The sequence below is a fragment of the Thiomonas islandica genome (assembly GCF_055383445.1).
The window spans coordinates 1,253,581-1,272,673 of record NZ_AP042391.1; the positions used below are offsets into that span (position 1 = coordinate 1,253,581).

At 66.6% G+C, this 19,093-nt stretch carries 15 protein-coding genes; 12 read left to right on the forward strand and 3 right to left on the reverse strand.

Annotated features, from left to right (window positions below):
* Positions 1–147: 147 nt before the first annotated feature.
* The 8 genes from gcvT (at position 148) to rfbC (ending at position 9,339) form a co-directional block, all read left to right on the forward strand.
* The gene (gene gcvT, locus ACZ47F_RS06085) at positions 148–1,236 is read left to right on the forward strand and encodes a glycine cleavage system aminomethyltransferase GcvT (RefSeq protein ID WP_464926590.1); all 1,089 of its coding nucleotides are present in this window, start codon (positions 148–150) and stop codon (positions 1,234–1,236) included.
* A 70-nt stretch (positions 1,237–1,306) separates the two neighbouring features.
* Positions 1,307–1,681, forward strand: a complete 375-nt coding sequence (gene gcvH / locus ACZ47F_RS06090; protein WP_464926387.1) for a glycine cleavage system protein GcvH — start codon at positions 1,307–1,309, stop codon at positions 1,679–1,681.
* A 46-nt stretch (positions 1,682–1,727) separates the two neighbouring features.
* The gene (gene gcvP / locus ACZ47F_RS06095; protein WP_464926388.1) at positions 1,728–4,610 is read left to right on the forward strand and encodes an aminomethyl-transferring glycine dehydrogenase; all 2,883 of its coding nucleotides are present in this window, start codon (positions 1,728–1,730) and stop codon (positions 4,608–4,610) included.
* Between the two features lie 12 nt (positions 4,611–4,622).
* Positions 4,623–5,693 (forward strand): threonine aldolase family protein, encoded by a 1,071-nt coding sequence (locus tag ACZ47F_RS06100; protein ID WP_464926389.1) that lies wholly within the window; start codon positions 4,623–4,625, stop codon positions 5,691–5,693.
* A gap of 232 nt (positions 5,694–5,925) precedes the next feature.
* On the forward strand, positions 5,926–6,990 hold the full coding sequence (gene rfbB / locus ACZ47F_RS06105; RefSeq protein WP_464926390.1) for a dTDP-glucose 4,6-dehydratase: 1,065 nt from the start codon (positions 5,926–5,928) through the stop codon (positions 6,988–6,990).
* The gene (rfbD, locus tag ACZ47F_RS06110) at positions 6,987–7,898 is read left to right on the forward strand and encodes a dTDP-4-dehydrorhamnose reductase (protein WP_464926391.1); all 912 of its coding nucleotides are present in this window, start codon (positions 6,987–6,989) and stop codon (positions 7,896–7,898) included. The genes rfbB and rfbD overlap by 4 nt, the downstream gene beginning before the upstream one ends.
* Positions 7,895–8,779: a glucose-1-phosphate thymidylyltransferase RfbA gene (gene rfbA / locus ACZ47F_RS06115; protein ID WP_464926392.1), complete on the forward strand. Its 885-nt coding sequence runs from the start codon at positions 7,895–7,897 to the stop codon at positions 8,777–8,779. Before rfbD ends, rfbA begins: the two co-directional genes overlap by 4 nt.
* Positions 8,776–9,339: a dTDP-4-dehydrorhamnose 3,5-epimerase gene (rfbC, locus tag ACZ47F_RS06120; protein ID WP_464926393.1), complete on the forward strand. Its 564-nt coding sequence runs from the start codon at positions 8,776–8,778 to the stop codon at positions 9,337–9,339. Before rfbA ends, rfbC begins: the two co-directional genes overlap by 4 nt.
* Before the next feature lie 222 nt (positions 9,340–9,561).
* Here the strand turns inward: rfbC and ACZ47F_RS06125 are convergent, their stop codons facing one another.
* Both ACZ47F_RS06125 and ACZ47F_RS06130 read right to left on the reverse strand, forming a co-directional pair.
* Positions 9,562–10,191: a CZB domain-containing protein gene (locus tag ACZ47F_RS06125; protein WP_464926394.1), complete on the reverse strand. Its 630-nt coding sequence runs from the start codon at positions 10,189–10,191 to the stop codon at positions 9,562–9,564.
* A 120-nt stretch (positions 10,192–10,311) separates the two neighbouring features.
* Positions 10,312–11,073, reverse strand: coding sequence for a metallophosphoesterase family protein (locus ACZ47F_RS06130; RefSeq protein WP_464926395.1), 762 nt, complete (start codon positions 11,071–11,073; stop codon positions 10,312–10,314).
* A 55-nt stretch (positions 11,074–11,128) separates the two neighbouring features.
* Between ACZ47F_RS06130 and ACZ47F_RS06135 the strand changes: the two genes are divergently transcribed.
* Together ACZ47F_RS06135 and ACZ47F_RS06140 are read left to right on the forward strand one after the other, a co-directional pair.
* The gene (locus ACZ47F_RS06135; protein WP_464926396.1) at positions 11,129–12,064 is read left to right on the forward strand and encodes a DMT family transporter; all 936 of its coding nucleotides are present in this window, start codon (positions 11,129–11,131) and stop codon (positions 12,062–12,064) included.
* A 147-nt stretch (positions 12,065–12,211) separates the two neighbouring features.
* The gene (locus tag ACZ47F_RS06140) at positions 12,212–14,995 is read left to right on the forward strand and encodes an EAL domain-containing protein (protein WP_464926397.1); all 2,784 of its coding nucleotides are present in this window, start codon (positions 12,212–12,214) and stop codon (positions 14,993–14,995) included.
* A gap of 101 nt (positions 14,996–15,096) precedes the next feature.
* Here ACZ47F_RS06140 and mltB read toward each other — a convergent pair whose 3' ends face one another.
* Positions 15,097–16,269: a lytic murein transglycosylase B gene (gene mltB, locus ACZ47F_RS06145; RefSeq protein WP_464926398.1), complete on the reverse strand. Its 1,173-nt coding sequence runs from the start codon at positions 16,267–16,269 to the stop codon at positions 15,097–15,099.
* Positions 16,270–16,436: 167 nt separating this feature from the next.
* Between mltB and ACZ47F_RS06150 the strand changes: the two genes are divergently transcribed.
* Together ACZ47F_RS06150 and ACZ47F_RS06155 are read left to right on the forward strand one after the other, a co-directional pair.
* Entirely contained in the window at positions 16,437–18,407 is a 1,971-nt protein-coding gene (locus tag ACZ47F_RS06150) for a PhoX family protein (RefSeq protein ID WP_464926399.1), read from the forward strand.
* Between the two features lie 192 nt (positions 18,408–18,599).
* The gene (locus tag ACZ47F_RS06155) at positions 18,600–19,082 is read left to right on the forward strand and encodes a hypothetical protein (protein ID WP_464926400.1); all 483 of its coding nucleotides are present in this window, start codon (positions 18,600–18,602) and stop codon (positions 19,080–19,082) included.
* Positions 19,083–19,093: the final 11 nt, after the last annotated feature.

Consider the following 19,093-nt stretch of genomic DNA (forward strand, 5'->3'; position numbering starts at 1 on the left):
CGCCGTGCTTTGTCGCCACGAGGGTGCAAGGCGCGGTATGACTGGCGCGAGCGCCGCACCCCGCGAGAACCTGACGTGTCCGACTTCACGACCTCCGATCTGATCCCCACCCCCCTGCATGCGCTGCACCTCGAACTGGGTGCGCGCATGGTGTCGTTTGCCGGCTATGCCATGCCGGTGCAATATCCCACCGGCATCGTCGCAGAGCATCTGCAGACCCGCCAGAGCGCCGGGTTGTTCGACATCTCGCACATGGGCCAGGTGGCGCTACGCGGGGACGGCGCCGCCGCGGCGCTGGAAACCCTGGTGCCGGTGGACATTCAAGGACTGGCCGAGGGCAGGCAGCGCTACGCCCTGTTCACCAATGCTGCGGGAGGCATTCTCGATGACCTGATGGTGATTCCGCGCCCGCGCGCGGACGGCCAGGGACGGGAACTGTTCTTGATCGTCAATGCCGCGTGCAAGGCGCAGGACATTGCGCTGCTGCAGACCCTTGCGGATCGCTGCGAGGTCGTTGCGATGCCCGAGCAGGCGCTGCTGGCGCTGCAGGGGCCGCTGGCAGTGCAGAGCTTTGCCCGGCTTGTGCCGCAGGCGGCGGAGCTGGTGTTCATGACAGGGCGGTGGATGGAGGTGCCGACCGCCACCACGCCGATCCGCGTTTTCGCCACGCGCAGCGGTTACACCGGCGAGGACGGGCTGGAGATTTCGGTGGCGGCGCAGGACGCCGAGCGTCTGGCCCGCCTGCTACTCGGCTTTGCCGAGGTCAAGCCCATCGGGCTGGGCGCTCGCGACACTCTGCGGCTCGAGGCTGGTCTGTGTCTTTACGGCCATGACATCGACACCACCACCACGCCGGTCGAGGCCGCGCTGAGCTGGGCGATCCAGAAGGTGCGGCGCACCGGCGGCGCCCGCACTGGCGGTTTTCCCGGGGCCGACATCATCCTGTCGCAGCTCGACAACCCGGCCCGGGTGACGCGCCGCCGTGTCGGGCTGATCGGGCTGGAGCGCACCCCGGTGCGCGAGGGTGCCGAGCTGCTGGCAGCCGATGGCCGCGTGGCCGGGCGCGTCACCAGCGGCAGCTTTGCTCCCAGCGCCGGCGGCCCGGTGGCCATGGCCTATGTGGCTACCGAATTCACCGCACCCGGCACCACGCTGTATGCCCAGGTGCGCGGCCGCGCCGTGCCAATGCAGCTGCAACCCATGCCCTTCGTGCCACATCGTTACTGGCGCGGCTGATGCTTGGCCGGTCGTTCCGATGTCCCGTTTTCAGTTTCCCACTTTTCACATTTGCCATCCGGAGAATTCCATGAGCCTGAAATTCACCCCTGACCACGAATGGATCCGTGTCGATGCCGACGGCATCGCCACCGTGGGCATCACCCCGCATGCGCAGGACGCGCTGGGCGATGTGGTGTTCGTCGATCTGCCCGAGGTCGGCAAGACCTATGCCGCGCACGATACCGTGGGCGTGGTTGAGTCGGTCAAGGCGGCGGCCGACGTGTATTGCCCGGTCTCTGGTGAAGTGACCGAGGTCAACGAGGCCCTGCGTGCCGACCCCTCGCTGGCCAACAGCGATCCGCAGAACAGCGGCTGGTTTTTCCGCATCCGCCTGTCCGATCCCAGCCAGCTCGATGCGCTGATGGACGAGGCCGCCTACGCCGAACTGCTCAAAAACGCCTGAACGCCGCAAGGCCCGTGGCCATTGCCGTCTCACCCGGAGAATCCGCATGTTGATGTCCACCCAACCCGCGCTGTGCGAACTCGAAGATGCGCAGGCCTTCCAGCGCCGACACATCGGCCCGGACGCCGCAGACCAGCAGCGCATGCTGCAGGTGCTGGGCGCGGTCGACCTGACCGAGCTGATGCAGCAGGTGATACCCGCGTCCATCCGTCGCCAGCAGCCGTTCGAACTGCCCGCCGCGGTGGGCGAGGCGCAGGCGCTGGCCGAACTGCGCGACATCGCCCGCCAGAACCGCGTGATGCGCAGCTACATCGGCCAGGGCTACTACAACGCGCTGATGCCCGGCGTCATTCAGCGCAATGTGCTAGAAAACCCGGCCTGGTACACCGCCTACACCCCGTATCAGCCCGAGATCAGCCAGGGTCGGCTCGAAGCTCTGCTCAACTTCCAGACCATGGTCGCCGACCTCACCGGCATGGATGTGGCGGGCGCCTCGATGCTCGACGAAGCCACTGCCGCCGCCGAGGCCATGACCCTGGCGCTGCGTTCGACCCGGCTGAAGTCGACACGGTTTTTCGTCGCCGACGACGTATTGCCGCAAACGCTGGAAGTGCTGCGCACTCGCGCTGCGCCGCTGGACATCGAGGTGGTCAGCGGTCCGGTGGACCGGGCGCTTGAGGCCGACTATTTCGGCGTGCTGCTGCAATACCCTGGGGTGGACGGCAGTGTGCGCGACGATCGTGCGCGCATCGCCGCGCTCAAGGCCCGCGGGGCGCTGGTCATTGTGGCGGCGGACCTGCTGGCGCTGACCCTGCTGATGTCGCCCGGCGAGCTCGGCGCCGACATCGCCTGCGGCACCACGCAACGCTTCGGTCTGCCGCTGGGCTTCGGCGGCCCGCATGCCGGCTATCTGGCGGTGCGCGACGCGCTCAAACGCGCGTTGCCCGGACGTCTGGTGGGCGTCAGCCGGGATGCGCACGGACAGCCCGCCTATCGCCTGGCGCTGCAGACCCGCGAGCAGCACATCCGCCGCGAAAAGGCCACCAGCAATATCTGCACCGCGCAGGTGCTGCCCGCGGTGCTCGCCAGCATGTACGCGGTCTATCACGGCCCGGACGGGCTCAAGCGCATCGCCCAGCGCATCCATGCCTACACCGTGCTGCTGGCGCAGGGTTTGCAGCAGGCCGGGCTGCCGGTGCTCAACCCCGAGTTTTTTGACACCCTCACGGTGCATACCGGCGCCCGTACCGACGCGGTGCATGCGGCGGCGGCGCAGCGCGGCATCAATTTCCGGCGCATCGGTGCGCAGCATGTGGCCGTATCGCTCGACGAATCCGTCACCCGGCAGGATCTGGCCGACATCCTGGCCTGCTTTGGCGTGCAGCGGTGCGATGCGCTGTTTGACGCCGCTGAAAAGGGCGTGGCGCCGCGCTGGCCGCAGGAACTGGCGCGGCAAAGCGCTTTCCTCACCCATGCGGTGTTTCATCGCTATCACAGCGAAACCGAGATGCTGCGCTACCTGCGCCGTCTGGCGGACAAGGACATTGCGCTGGACCGCGCGATGATCCCGCTGGGATCGTGCACCATGAAACTCAACGCCACCAGCGAGATGGTGCCGATCACCTGGCCCGAGTTTGCTGCGATCCACCCGTTTGCTCCACCCGAGCAGACCAGCGGCTACGCGCGGCTGGCGCAGCAGCTCGAGCAATGGCTGTGCGCCGCCACCGGCTATGACGCGATGTGCCTGCAGCCCAACGCCGGCTCGCAGGGCGAGTATGCCGGGCTGCTGGTCATCCGCGCGTATCACGCCAGCCGTGGCGAAGCCCACCGCGACGTCTGTCTGATTCCCTCCTCTGCCCACGGCACTAACCCAGCCTCGGCGCAGATGGCCGGCATGCGTGTGGTGGTCACCGCCTGCGACGCGCAGGGCAATGTCGATCTGGACGATTTGCGTGCCAAGGCCGAGCAGCATGCAGATCACCTTGCCGCGTGCATGATCACCTACCCCAGCACCCACGGCGTGTTCGAGGCCGAGGTGCGCGCGATCTGCGACATCATTCACCAGCATGGTGGGCAGGTCTATGTGGACGGCGCGAACCTCAATGCGCTGGTCGGTCTGGCCAGCCCGCCCGAGTTCGGCGCAGATGTGTCGCACCTGAACCTGCACAAGACCTTCTGCATTCCGCACGGCGGCGGCGGCCCCGGCGTCGGCCCCATCGGGGTGCGCGCGCATCTGGCGCCGTTCCTGCCGGTGCACCGCGCCGCAGGGCTAGAGCGGGACGGCGCGGTCGGCGCGATCAGCGCCGCGCCGTTGGGCAATGCCAGTGTGCTGCCGATTTCGTGGATGTACATGCGCATGATGGGCGCAGGCGGCCTGACCCAGGCCAGCCGTGTGGCCATTCTGTCGGCCAACTACATCGCCGAACGGCTGAAAAACCACTATCCCGTGCTCTACACCGGCGAAAACGGGCGCGTGGCGCACGAATGCATCCTCGATCTGCGTCCGCTGAAAGAGGCCACCGGCATCAGCAACGAAGACGTGGCCAAGCGGCTGATGGACTATGGCTTTCACGCGCCGACCATGAGCTTTCCGGTGCCCGGCACGCTAATGATCGAGCCGACCGAGAGCGAATCGCTTGCCGAGCTCGACCGCTTCATCGACGCGATGATCGCGATCCGCGCCGAAATCGCCCGGGTAGAACGTGGCGAGTGGCCGCGCGAGGACAATCCGCTCAAGGCCGCGCCGCACACTGCGGCCAGCGTGCTCGGTGCGGACTGGGCGCATGCCCACAGCCGAGAGCAGGCGGCGTTTCCGACTCCCGCGGTCAAGGCCAACAAATACTGGCCGCCAGTCGGCCGGGTCGACAACGCCTGGGGCGACCGCAATCTGCAGTGCGCCTGCCTGCCGATTGCAGACTACGCGCAGTGACTATGGCGCATCATGTACACCGCTGAAGTCCGTCAACACTTCGCCAGTGACAACTACGCGGGCATTTGCCCCGAGGCGCTGCACTGGCTGCTGCAGGCCAATGCCTCGGGACATCAGCCGGCGTACGGCGACGATGCCTGGACGCAGCGTGTGTCCGACCGCCTGCGCGAGCTGTTCCAGACCGATTGCGACGTGTATTTCGTGTTCAACGGCACCGCGGCGAATTCGCTCGCACTGGCGGCCATGTGCCAGAGCTACCACGCGGTAATCTGTACCCCGGTGGCGCATATCGAGACTGACGAATGCGGCTGCCCGGAGTTCTTCTCCGGCGGCTCCAAGCTGCTGATCACTGAAGGCGAAAGCCCGCAGGCGCAGCGTGGCAAGCTCACACCCGAGGCGATCGACGCGCTGGTGACCAAGCGCAGCGACATCCACTTTCCCAAGCCCAAGGTGGTGTCGATCACCCAGGCCACAGAACTCGGCACGGTCTACAGCGTCGAGGAGGTGCGCGCCATCGCCGCGATGGCCAAGCGCCACCACCTGCGGCTGCACATGGACGGCGCGCGCTTTGCCAACGCGGTAGCGACGCTGGGCTGCCATCCGAGCGACATCACCTGGCGCGCCGGGGTCGATGTGTTGTGCTTCGGCGGCACCAAGAATGGCCTGCCGGTGGGCGAGGCGGTGGTATTTTTCGACCGTGCTCTGTCGCAGGACTTTGCCTGGCGGGTCAAGCAGGGCGGGCAGCTCGCATCCAAGATGCGCTTCATTTCCGCGCCGTGGCTGGGCATGCTGGAGGGCGATACCTGGCTGCGCCACGCTCGCCACGCCAACGCGATGACGCAGCGGCTGTATGCGGCAATCCGCCATGTTCCGGGCGTCAAAGTGCTGCACCCGCCCGAGGCGAATGCGGTGTTTGCGTATCTGCCGCGCGCGGTGATCGATGCGCTGCATGGCAAGGGCTGGCGCTTTTACGAATTCATCGCCGGCGGGGGCTGCCGCCTGATGTGCGCTTGGGACACCACACCCGAGGCGGTCGATGCCTTCGCCGCCGATCTCATCACCGCGTGCGCGGCGCAAACTTGATCCCGCGCTCGACGCGCGGCTGCGCCACCGAAGGCGGAGGGTCTCGGGCCTCAAGGCCCGAACCTCTTGAGCCGCGCCCTCTGTCAACCTCGCGGTGGGGAGAAAACCACCAGGCGGGCAGCGGTTTCCCGGTTTGGTCTGCGCTCAAACCACGCGATCCGAGTTGGTATCCTTGCGCAGGCGCCCTGCCCAGACAGCAATAGCGCTCGTTCCACCATATCTCGTCCCACCCATGATCTTCCTCACCGGAGCCGCCGGCTTCATCGGCGCCAATTTCGTCCACCACTGGCTGGGTACGCAGGACGAGCCCGTGCTGGTGCTCGATGCGCTGACCTACGCCGGCAACCTCGAAAGCCTGGCCGATGTGCTGCGCGACCCGCGGTTTCACTTCGCTCGCGTCGACATCTGCAACCGCGCTGCTGTTGCTGCGCTGCTGACCCGGCACCGACCGCGCGCCCTCGTGCACTTTGCCGCCGAAAGCCATGTCGACCGCTCGATCCACGGCCCGGGCGACTTCATCCGCACCAATGTACAAGGCACTTACGAGCTGCTCGAAGCCGCTCGCGCCTACTGGTCGGCGCTGCCGCAGGCCGAGCAGGCCACGTTTCGCTTCTTGCACATCTCCACCGACGAGGTTTACGGCAGCCTTGGGCCGGACGACCCGCCCTTTACCGAAACCACGCCGTACGCGCCCAACAGCCCTTACAGCGCGAGCAAAGCCGCCTCCGACCATCTGGTGCGCGCCTGGCACCACACCTACGGCCTGCCCGTGCTGACCACCAACTGCTCGAACAACTACGGCCCCTACCAGTTCCCCGAAAAGCTCATCCCGCTCATCATCCACAACGCCCTGGCTGGCAAACAGCTTCCGGTCTACGGCGACGGGCAGAACGTGCGCGATTGGCTCTACGTCGAAGACCACTGCCGCGGCATCGCCCGCGTGCTCGACGCCGGGCGGGTGGGCCAGACCTACAACATCGGCGGCTGCAACGAGGTGAAGAACCTCGACGTGGTCCACACCCTGTGCGAACTGCTCGACACCCTGCGCCCGCGGGCTGATGGTCGCAGCTACCGCGAGCAGATCCGCTTCGTTGCCGACCGCCCGGGGCACGACCGCCGCTACGCCATCGACGCGCGCAAGATCGCGCGCGAACTCGGCTGGGCACCGCAGGAAACCTTCGCCAGCGGGCTGCGCAAGACCGTGCAGTGGTACCTCGACCATCCCGATTGGGTCGAGCACGTCACCAGCGGTGCCTACCGCCAGTGGGTCGGCCAGCAGTACGGAGCCGCCGCGTGATCCAGACATCCCCCCGGCGCATCCTGCTGCTCGGCGCAGCCGGCCAGGTCGGCTGGGAGCTGCGCAGATCGCTCTTGCCGCTGGGCGAGGTGCTGCCGATCACCCGCGCGCAGGCCGATCTCGCCGATCTGGACAGACTGGATGCGCTGCTCGAGCGCGAGCAGCCCACGCTCATCGTCAATGCTGCGGCGTACACCGCGGTTGACCGCGCAGAAAGCGACACTGAGCAGGCATATCGCATCAACGCCGAAGCCCCGGCGCGGCTTGCGCGCCATGCTGCCGCGCACGATGCCTGGCTGGTGCACTACTCGACCGACTACGTCTTCGACGGCACGAAGGACGCCCCATACACCGAAGCCGATGCGCCGAACCCACAGAGCGTCTATGGGCAGAGCAAGCGCGAGGGCGAGCTGGCGATTGCCGCGAGCGGCTGCCGCCACATCATCCTGCGCACCTCCTGGGTGTACGCCGCGCGCGGCGGCAACTTCGCCAAGACCATGCTCAAGCTCGCTGCCGAGCGCGACAGCCTGCGCGTGATCGCTGACCAGTTTGGCGCGCCGACCAGCGCCGAGCTGATCGCCGACATGACCGCGCTGATCCTCGCCCGCCTGCAGCAGGACGCCGCGCTTGCTGCACGCGCAAGCGGCCTCTACCACCTCAGCGCGCAGGGCGCGACCAGCTGGCACGGCTACGCGCAATTCGTGCTCGCCATGGCCGCCGAGCGGGGTATGGCGCTGCGCTGCGCGCCCGAGGAGGTGCAGGCCATTGCGAGCCGCGACTATCCCCTGCCTGCGCCGCGCCCGGCCAACTCGCGGCTCGACTGCAGCAAACTACAAACCACCTTCGACCTGCACCTGCCGCCGTGGCAGGCGCAGGTCGAGCGCCTGATCGACGAACTCATCCCATGACCGCATCCCGCAAAGGACTCATCCTCGCCGGCGGCTCCGGCACGCGCCTGTACCCCGTCACGCAGGCGCTGAGCAAGCAACTGCTGCCGGTGTACGACAAGCCGATGATCTACTACCCGCTGTCCACGCTGATGCTCGCTGGCATCCGCGAGGTGCTGATCATCTCCACCCCGCAGGACACGCCGCGCTTTGCGCAGCTGCTCGGCGACGGCAGCCAGTGGGGCCTGAGCCTGCATTACGCCGTGCAGCCCAGCCCCGACGGGCTGGCGCAGGCTTTTGTCATCGGTCGCGACTTCATCGCCGGCGCCCCGAGCGCCCTGGTGCTCGGCGACAACCTGTTCTGGGGGCACGATCTGCAGGCGGCGCTGCGCGGCGCCTGTGCACGGCCGAGCGGCGCCACCGTCTTTGCTTACCACGTGCATGACCCCGAGCGCTACGGTGTAGTCGAGTTCGACGCCGCCGGACGAGCGATCAGCATCGAAGAAAAACCCGCGCAGCCCAAGAGCAGCTACGCCGTCACCGGCCTGTACTTTTACGACCGGCAGGTGTGCGATATCGCCGCCCACCTCAAGCCCTCGCCGCGCGGCGAACTCGAGATCACCGACGTCAACCGCATCTACCTGCAGCGGGGAAGTCTCCAGGTGCAGACCCTCGGCCGCGGCTATGCCTGGCTCGACACCGGCACGCACGACAGCCTGCTCGAGGCCGGGCAGTTCATCGCCACCATCGAAAAACGCCAGGGACTCAAGGTCGCCTGTCCCGAGGAAATCGCCTGGAGAGCCGGCTGGATCGACGCGACGCAACTGCAGGCGCTGGCCGAGCCGATGCGCAAGAACGGCTACGGCCAGTATCTGCTGCGACTGCTCAAGGAGGCGGCATGAACGCGATTCCCACCGCGCTGCCCGAGGTGATGATCCTCGAACCCCGTGTCTTTCGTGATGCGCGGGGTTTCTTCTTCGAGAGTTACAACCGCAAGACCTTCGTCGCGGCCACCGGCGTCGATGTCGAGTTCGTGCAGGACAACCACTCCTGCTCGACGCACGGCGTACTGCGCGGGCTGCACTACCAGCTGGTCAAGCCGCAGGGCAAGCTCGTGCGGGTGACCCGCGGCGTGGTTTGGGACGTGGCGGTCGATCTGCGCCGCAGCTCGCCGCGCTTCGGGCAATGGGCCGGGGTCGAGCTATCGGCCGAGAATCAGCGCCAGCTCTGGGTGCCGCCGGGCTTCGGACACGGCTTCCTGGTACTGAGCGACGCGGCGGACTTTCTCTACAAGACGACCGACTATTGGTACCCCCAGCACGACCGCAACCTGGCCTGGAACGACCCGCAGCTGGCGATCGCCTGGCCGCTCGCTCGGCTGCAGACCGCAGACCGGCAGCCGATCCTCGCGCCAAAAGACGCGGCAGCGCCAAGGCTAGCGGATGCGCAGGTGTATGAATGACTGAAGATCCGATCGCAAGCCTTGCCCGGCTGGGACTTTAGCAGACCGTTGAAAAACTACTGCGGTGGGCCATCTGCGACGTTGCGCGGTGCGCGCTGCCTCGCCTATCTATTGATAGGTCTTGGTCGCTACGCGCCGTGCGCCTTGCATCTGGCCATCGTCGCGACGTTTTTTAACGGCCTGTTAGATGGATACGGTCGAGACGGGCCCAGCAGGCCGGGTTCAATGCGAAGGGCGCGTCTCGGTCTCGGTCATTGCCAGAAAGAGCTCGCTGAGCGAGCCGACCACCTTGGCCGACTGTCTGGCAAATTCTCCGCGGGTGATGTCCTGCATCGCGAGCTGCCTTTGACCCGCTTGCACCTGCTCGGCCACCTTTGCTGCCGCATGGTGAAACTGGGCATGATCTTCGATCAGCCGCTCGAACACGCCGAAATACCGCCTGGGCACCTGTGCGCGGGTGTGCAACCAGTTTCCTAGTTCGCAACAGGTGTCGCAGCGCAGTCGCTCAATGTCGATCGCATCAGACGTCTCGCCTTGCGCAAGCTGGATCAGGCGCCGCTTCCATGCTTGATGCGCCTGCATAGCGGAGTAGAAATTCAATCCTTGAACCTCAGCCTGTTCTGCCAGTTCGGAATCGATCGGTGGCAGGTCGCTTGGCGGCGCATCGCCGGGCCTGGCCCGGGTGAGTAGATTGGAGAAAAAAGCACGCAATGGCATGGAATGCTCCGGTGGATTGTCTTGATGAGGGGTTATACGTCGAGTTGATCGAACTGGATGCAAGCGGGTTTTTGCGCCGGGGAGCCAGTTGTATCGATCAATGCCTTTGCTCTTTGGACGGTTGCGCCGCAGCAAACGTCACAGCGCGAAGAGATTTTTTGCATTGCAACCGCTGCGGTCGATCTGGCCTGCGCCCACCCGGAGCGCGTGACCCCGGCCCCGGTGCGTCGATGTGCGGCATCGGGCATGGGCCGGCTATGCCTGTGTGGGCTGCGCCCATCCGGTTTCGAGCCACTGCGCCCAGTCGAGCGCGCCGAGCCGGCGGGCCTGCGCCGCGGCAGTCGACCAGTCGTAATCGACCGCGATCAGCGCCGCCTGCCAGCGCCCGTGCGGGCTGCGCTCGCACAGTGCGTAGCGGGCGTGTGGGCTGCCACTGCGAATCCAGTGCAGGCCGCGGTGATCGTCGTCATAGGCCTGCAGGCCCACACTGCCTGGATTGACCACCAGCGGGCCGCCCGGCACCTGCATCATGCCGGGATGGTGGCTGTGGCCGCAGAGCAGCAGCTCGGCGTCGATTCCGGCGCAGCGCGCGCGCACCTCCTCGGGCGTGGCCTGGCGTACGCCGGCGGGCTCGGCGGCATCGACCGTGTCGAGCAGATAGTCCAGATCGCTGTCCGGCCGGCCGTGCACCATTAGAACCCCGGGCAGCGGCTCGAGCCGTGCGGGCAGGGCGGTGAGCCACTCGCGCTGTGCTGCGGTGGTCTGCTCGAAGGCGTATTGGTCAGCCGCGCTGCCGCGGTGCTGTGCGCAGGCCAGCAACTGGCGCTCGTGGTTGCCGGCGATGGTCGGCAGGTTCAGCGCCATCAGCCGGTCGGCAGTGTCGCGCGGCCACAGCGGGCCGCTGAGCAGATCGCCACAGTTCAGCGTGAGATCGGCGCCGCGGCGGGCAATGTCGGCCAGCACGGCCTCCAGTGCCGGTAGGTTGCCGTGGATGTCGCTGACAATGGCCAGACGCATGCTCGCTCCTGTGGCTGCCGCGGCAGACGTCGCGCCGCGCTGAAATAATGCCTGAATGCCGCAACATAAAACGCATCTGCTCGATCCGCAAACCGCGCTGCTGCTGACCCTGCCGCCGCTGTTCTGGGCCGGTAACGCCGTGGTCGGGCGGCTGATGGTGGGGCAGATTCCGCCGCTGACGCTGAGTTTTTACCGTTGGTTTTTTGCGCTGGCGATCGCGCTGCTGATCGTCGGCCCCGATTTGTGGCGCCAGCGCGCGGTGCTGCGCAGCAAGTGGAAGTCGCTGGTGGTGATGGGCATCCTCGGGGTGGGCAGCTACAACTCGCTGCAGTATGTGGCACTGGAGACGACCACACCGCTGAATGTGTCGCTGATCACGTCGAGCGCGCCGGTGTTCATCCTGCTGATCGGCGGCGCGTTCTACAGGCAGGCCGTGGGCCAGACGCAGTGGATCGGTGCGCTGCTGTCGATTGCCGGGGTGGCGCTGGTGGTGGCCAAAGGCGACCCGGCGCATCTGGCGGCGCTGCATTTCGCGCCAGGCGACCTCATCATGCTGGTGGCCGTGTTCCTGTGGGCGATCTACACCTGGGAGCTGCGCCAGCGCCCGCTGGGCCTGGCGCCGATGACCTCGCTGGCCGCGCAGATGATCTGGGGCGTGCTGTCCATCCTGCCGTTCATGCTGGCCGAGCGCTGGATCGATGGCCGAGTCACGCATTGGGGCCCGCAGGTCTGGGCGGCGCTGGCCTATGTGGCGGTGCTGCCGTCGCTGCTGGCCTACTGGTGCTGGGGCAGTGCGGTGGGTCGGGTCGGAGCGCAGATTCCGGCATATTTCGGCAATCTTGCACCACTGTTCGCGGCGCTGCTGAGCTGGCTGTTTCTCGGCGAGACCATCCATTGGTATCACTTCTGGGCCGCGGTGCTCATCTTCGCCGGCATTCATGTGGCGCTCAATAGCCGCAAACAGGCTGTGCCGCTCGAGCAGGAACTGTGACCGGAGATTCCGCGCCTGTAACGTTTCGGGGCGAACCCCGAAACGGGCGTTGTGAGCCGCAAAGCGGGCGCGCTATAAAGTGCGGTCTGTGCCGCGGCCGCGTGCAGCGCGTCCGGCTTCGTCCAACACCAATTTGCACTGCTCCGCATGGCTTCTGCGCGGATCGATTCCGAGCCAAACACCTTGACGCCCGACACCGAAGGGCTGGCTGCACTGCCGCGGCTGGAGGCGTCGCTGCCGCGGGCCAATCCGCCGCTGGCGCAGCGCTGGATGCGGCGTCTGTATTGGACGCTGTTCCTGGTGTTCGTTGCGCTGGCCTTGCTCTACGGCTTGAGCACCTGGCGCACGCAGCAGCAAATCCTGTACGGCTCGCTCGACACCAGTTCGAGCTTTCTGGTCAGTGCCACGCAGTCGTATTTCCAGAGTTTTTCGTCCGTGCTCGAGGCCACCGGCGCCGATCTGGCCGAAAAGGCCGATCTGCTGCAGCATCCGGAAGTGCTGCAAATCCTGCTCGAGCGCCGGCAGGCGCTGCTGCCCGGCGCGCTGTCGATCAATGTGGTCTCGGCAGATGGCCGGTTGCTGGGCAGTTCACTGCGCTCGGACAACCTGCCCAGCCTGCAGGGCGATCCCGCGCTGATGCGTGCCATCGCCCGTCTGCGTGCCAGGCCCGAGCCGAGGGGCATGATCGTCGGCCGTCCCATCATCGGCCCGCTGTTGGGGATCTGGGTCATTCCCTTGGTGCGCGAAGTGCCGGCCAGCGCGCGCCATCGCGCGTTTTATGTGGTGGCCGCGGTCAGCACCGAAACCTTCCTGCGGCAGACGCTGGCGCACACCGCGCTGCCATACAGCGGTATGGCCGCCGTGCTGGCGCGCAATGACGGCCATGTGCTGGCGCGCTGGCCGGCACCGAAGGACAAAGACTTTTTTTCCACACCGCAGACCGGGGCTTTTCTGCGCTCGCTGCAGGACCATCCGGGGCAGACCAGTGGTCATTACGCCGGGCTGGTCACGGCTGACGGCATGGTGCGCATCGGCAGCTGGCAGCGGCTGCAGACCGACCCGGATCTAGCGGTGGCGGTGTCGGTGCCCGGCAGTGTGCTGTGGACGCAGTACTGGCATACCGTCTGGCCGCCGTTGCTGGGGCTGGTGTTGCTGCTGTTGCTGTTGACCCTGCTGTACCGCTTCGCCTTGGGCCAGATCGGCCGCGAGTTCAAGCTGGCGCAGCAACAGCAGCAGCGGCTGCGCACTCTGGCGATCACCGACCCGCTTACTGGTGTGGGTAATCGTGCCTTGCTGCGCGAGCGGCTGCAGCTGGCGCTGGAAACCGCCTGGGCGCGCCATGGTGAATTCGCCCTGCTGTTGCTCGATCTCGACGGTTTCAAGCAGGTCAACGATGTCTACGGCCACTCGACCGGCGACGGTCTGCTGCGCGACACCGCGCAGCGACTTCAGTCCATCCTGCGCGAAGGCGAGGTGATAGTGCGCATGGGCGGGGACGAGTTCGCGGTGCTGCTGACCGATGACTTCGGCGGGGAGACTGCGGCGCAGGCGGCGGCGCAGCGCATTCTGACAACGCTGCGCCAGCCTTTCGATCTGGGCGTGGGACGGCAAGCCTCGATCTCGGTTAGCGTGGGCTGTGCGATTTACCCCGAAGATGGCACCGACGCCGAGACGCTGCTGCGCCATGCCGACCTGGCGCTGTACGCCGCCAAGGCCGCCGGGCGCGACCACTATCAGCGATTCCACCCCGATTTCGAGCTGGCCGCGCAGCGCCGCAAACACCTGATCGAAACGGTCGATATCGCACTGCAGCAAGGGCGGCTTCTGCTTGCCTACCAGCCCATCGTCGCGATCGGCGGCGATCCGCGGCGGCCCCCGGTGGTCGGGGTCGAGGCGCTGCTGCGGCTGCGGACCGTGCGCGACGAACTGCTGGAGGCGGCCGGATTCGCCGACGCGCTCGATCACGGGCGGCTGGCGCGCGCCATTGGCCGCTTCGTGCTTGACCAAGCGCTGGCGCAGGGCACGCAGTGGCGGGCGCAGGGGCTGGAGCTGCATGTGGCGGTCAACATCAGCGCCGAGCATCTGCTTGCAGCCGAATTTCTCGACGATTTGCGTCACGCGCTGCGCAACCACCCGGGATTTCCTGCCGATGGCCTGATCCTCGAAATCACCGAATCGGCACCGCTGCGCAATCTGGAACAGGCGCGGCAGGTGCTTCAGGCCTGCCAGGACCTGGGCGCCAGCGTGGCGCTCGACGACTTTGGCACTGGCGCGGCCTCGCTGACCTATCTTCAGCGGCTTCCGGCGCAGTCGCTCAAGATCGATCAGTCCTTCGTGCGCGACATGGTCGACGACCCGAAGGACTTCGCCATCGTCTCCGCCGTGGTCACCGCCGCCAATCTGCTGGGGCTGGAGGTCATCGGCGAAGGGGCCGAGACGCTGGAGCACTTGTCGATGCTGGCGGCGATGAACTGCACCCTCGCGCAGGGCTATGCGATCGCTCGGCCGCTGCCGGCCGATGCGGTGGCGACTTGGGTGCAGACCTGGGTGCGGCCCGAGGCCCATTTGCACGCCGTGGCGTTTCCGCATGAGGTCGAAGTGGCGCAGATGCGCCGTGTCGAGCGTCTGCAGCAGGCGGTGCGCGGCGAGGCGCCGTTCCCCGAACATGTGCTCGATGTCGATGCCGAAAACCAGTGCCACCTGGGGCTGTGGCTGGGCGGGCAGGGGCGACTGTACTACGGCCGCGACCCGCGCTTTGCCCGTCTGCTCGAACAGCATGCCGAAATCCACGAACTGGCGCGCCAGGCCAAGGCGGCGCTGGATGTGGGCGATCTGGCAGCGGCCAAGCGCTACGGTCAGGATGTGGCCGAGCTCAGCGCCATGGTGCTTGCCGGCATCCGCCAGCTCGGCGCCACCTCTCAGAAGTTGTGAATCGTTCTACTGCACTGTCCGCTGGTGTCGAAATCTTCACTACTTCCGAGCTGAAGCGGCAATGGCGTGCCCTCTGTGTCGAAGAGCAGCGCAAGGTGGCCTTAGCCGCTGTCCGGTGCGATGGAGGCCCCAGCGGAGGCTGCTGCCGCGGCCACCACCTCGCCCAGCTCGATGACCGCCAGCGCGTAGAAGGCTGACTGGTTGTAGCGGGTGATGACATAGAAATTGTCCGTGCCCAGCACATAGTCGGGCGCAGCGCCGACGTTGGGCAGTTGCACCACGGCCAGCTTGCCCGGGTAGGCGCGCGCCTGCGGCAGCAGCGGCAGACCCAGTGCCGCGAGTTGGTCGGCGGTGAAGGTGGGAGTGATGTCCGCAGCGAGCAGGGTGTCGAGCGTGGTCTGCGGCAGGTCGCGCGGCAGTTGCAGGGCAAAGTGGGCCGGCTGGCCGCGCACCCAGCCCTTGGCCGCCAGATAGCTGGCGACCGAGCCGATGGCGTCTGCCGGGTCGTTGATCAGGTCGATATGACCGCCCTGGTCGAAATCCACCGCGTATTTCAGAATGCTCTCAGGCATGAACTGTGGCATGCCGATGGCTCCGGCATACGAGCCGCGCACCTGTAGCGGGTCGCGTCCGTCCTGCGCGCACCACTGGAAAAAGTCACCGAGCTGCGCGCCGAAATACCCGCTGCGGTCGCGCGGCGCCTGCGCCGGGAAGCGCAGCGCCAGGGTCGAGAGCGCATCGACCACGCGGAAATTGCCCATGTTGCGGCCATAGATGGTTTCTACCCCGAGGATGCCCGCGACGATGTGCGGTGGCACGCCGTAGCGCTGCTGCGCCTTGCGGAACCACACGCCGAATTCCTGCAGGAAGTCGCTGCCCGCACCGATGCGCAGGCTGTCGAGAAAGCGGCTGCGGTACACCCGCCAGTTCCTGCGCGCCGGTGGCCCGGGCAGGATCAGGCGAGCAACCGTCGGCTCGTACCGCGCCTGCGTCAACAGCCGCTCGATCTGTGCCTGCGGCAGGCCGTTGCGCTGCGCGATGCGCGCGATCAGCGCTTGCGCGTCCTGCGCGGGCCAGTCCCCCAGCATTGCGCGCGCTGGCGCCGAGGCGGCGGCAGGCGAGGTCTGCGCGGCGGCGCTCGAAGCGAGCGGCCCGGTCTGGGGCCATGCGCTGCGGGGCAGCGCCGTGGCCAGCGCGGTGGTCGCTGTGGCGCGCAGCCAGCAACGCCTGCTCACGGCGTGGGGCGTGGTCTGTCGGGGGCGAGGGGAAGGCATGTTTCGACGCAGGTGAAGGGCGTGGTGGGGGTGACATGTTCGCACGCCGCGCCGCGCGCAGGGCAGATCGGGGCATCAAGCGGTCAACATACTGTCACAAAGCAAATGTAACGTGACGTGTCATTTGTCACAGCGCATCTGCGCATGTCTGTCTGTAGGAGCCCGTCATGTCTGAATCCTCCACTTCCCTGTCGCGTCGCCAGGCGCTGAAACTGTTTGGCGGTATGCCGCTGCTGCCCCTGGGTGTCGGCACCGGCGCCTCTGCGCTGCTCACCGCCTGCGGCGGCGGCAGCACGGCTGCCGCGGCCGCAACCCCCACCGCAGCCGCGTTCGCCGGCATGGCTGCGCCCTCGCTGTCCAACCCCGGCGCGATGGCGACCACATCGGTCGCCTCCAGCCTGCAGGTCAGCTACAGCGACGGCAGCAAGCAGACCTACAAGCTGGGCTATCAGCAACTGTTCATGACCGGCGACCAGGTGCCGAACCTGGCCGGCGGCACCATCCTGGCCGGCGGCTATTTCGACATCAATGGCAACCCCATCGTCGATAGATCCGTCGCCGGCAAGGAGCGGCAGTTCTATTCCGACTGCCCCGACGGCATGAGCCTGCTGCAGCCGATCGCCGGTGCCGACAAGGCCAAGCTCGGCGTCAAAGGCAACCCGGTGTTTGCCGTCGTGCAGTTCGAGTACACCACGCGCGACCAGGCGCAGGTCAGCCAGTACGGCCGCCTGCCGTCGCCGATTGCGGTGCTCACGCTCGACCAGGACCCGGCCACCGGCAAGCTCACGCTCGCCAAGTACTACAACGTGCCGACCCAGCCGGCGTATGGCCTGTGGATCACCTGCGGCGCGAGCCTGTCGCCGTGGAATACGCATCTGTCGAGCGAGGAGTACGAGCCCGACGCCTTTGTCGTGGCGCAGGGTCTTGACAAGCGCTTCAACGATTTCATCAACAATCTCTATGGCGACCCCAACGCCTCGAAAGACCTGGCCAAGGCCAACCCCTACCTCTACGGCCACCTGCCCGAGGTCACCGTCAATGCCGACGGCACCGGCACGCTGAAAAAGCATTTCTGCCTGGGCCGCATTTCGCACGAACTGGTGCAGGTTTGCCCGGATCAGCGCACCGTGCTCATGGGTGACGATGCGACCAACGGCGGCGCGTTCATGTTTGTTGCCGACAAGGCTGCCGATCTCTCCAGCGGCACGCTGTACGTGGCCAAGGCCACGCAGACCTCGGTCGCCGGCCCGGGCAGATTCACGCTGAAGTGGATCAAGCTCGGTCGCGCCACCAGCGCCGAGATCGAGGGGCTGGCCAAGACGCTCAAGCCGAGCGACATCATGGACGTCAAGACCAGCGATGCGCAGGATCCGAGCTACACCAAGATCCCGTTTGGCGGCAAGTTCAACTGGGTCAAGCTCAAGCCGGGGATGGAAAAGGCCGCCGCCTTCCTCGAAACGCACCGCTACGCCGCGCTCGTTGGCGGCACGCTAGCCTTCACCAAATGGGAAGGCACGACGGTCAACGCCCGCGACAAGATTGCCTACATCGCGATGAGCTACATCCAGAAGACCATGGTCGACGGCAGCGTGCCCGGCTTCAAGGTCGAAGGCCCGCAGGCTGGCGCGGTGTACGCGATGAACCTCAAGGGCGGGCAGGCCGACAGCAGCGGCGCGGCGATCAACAGCGACTGGGTGCCGGTGGACATGGCGGCACCCGCTGCGCTGATCGGCGAAGACCTGAAGACGCCGGACGCGCTCGGCAACCTGGCCAACGCCGACAAAATCGCCAACCCCGACAACCTCAAGTTCTCGGAAAAGCTGCGCACCCTGTTCATCGGGGAAGATAGCGGCATGCACGTCAACAACTTCCTGTGGGCGTATAACGTCGACACCCAGCAGCTCGCGCGCATCCTCTCCACCCCGGCCGCAGCGGAGTCGACCGGGCTGCAGGGTGTGGACGATGTCAACGGCTGGACGTACGTCTTGAGCAACTTCCAGCACCCCGGCGACTGGGAGAGCCCGCTGCACGACAAGGTCAAGGCCACGCTCGACCCGCTGATCGCACAGAACTACAAAGACCGCTTCGGTGCCTCGGTCGGTTATCTCACCGGCCTGCCGCAGACCAAGGCGGTCTGACCCTGGCGTCCAGCCGGTTCGGTTTTCAAGGCCCGCTGCGAGCGGGCTTTTTTGCGTGCGGCTGCGGGTTGATCCCGGTGACTGTCCGCGACAAAGCCGGCATACTCTGCCCACTACCGCGCCATGCGACGCGGGTGCGTACACACATCCAACGAGGAGGCAGGCGCGGCGCGTGCACGCCCGCTGGGAGACATGTCTGAGGAATTACCGCTGGACTGGGTGCTGGAAAAAACTCCCAAGGGACGAGAGGAGCTGGCCACGCGCTCGCATCAACTGCTGCCGGGGCAGCGCAATCTGCTGATCCTGGCCGACGGTCACCGTCCCGTGCGCGAGCTGCTCAAGGCCGGCACTGACCCGCAGCGCTGCCTGCAGGCTTTGCAGTGGCTGATCGAGGCCGGCTTTCTGGCGCTGTGCGCCGATGCACCGACACCAGGCGCAGCGGTCGCATCCGGCTCAACTCAAACAGCGCCGGTGGTCCATGCCCAACTCATCGCGCTGGTCAAGGAACAGTTTCCTGCGCAAGCCAGCCGCCTGGTCCAGAAAATCGCCCCACATCCCGACACGCCCGAGGGACGCGCCGCGGCAGTGCAGGCCTGTGTGAAGTTCATTCGCCTGTTCATCGACGAGCGGCAGGCCGATCTGTTTGCCACGCGGGCGCAGGAGCAGCTGCGCTGATCGTCCGAGTC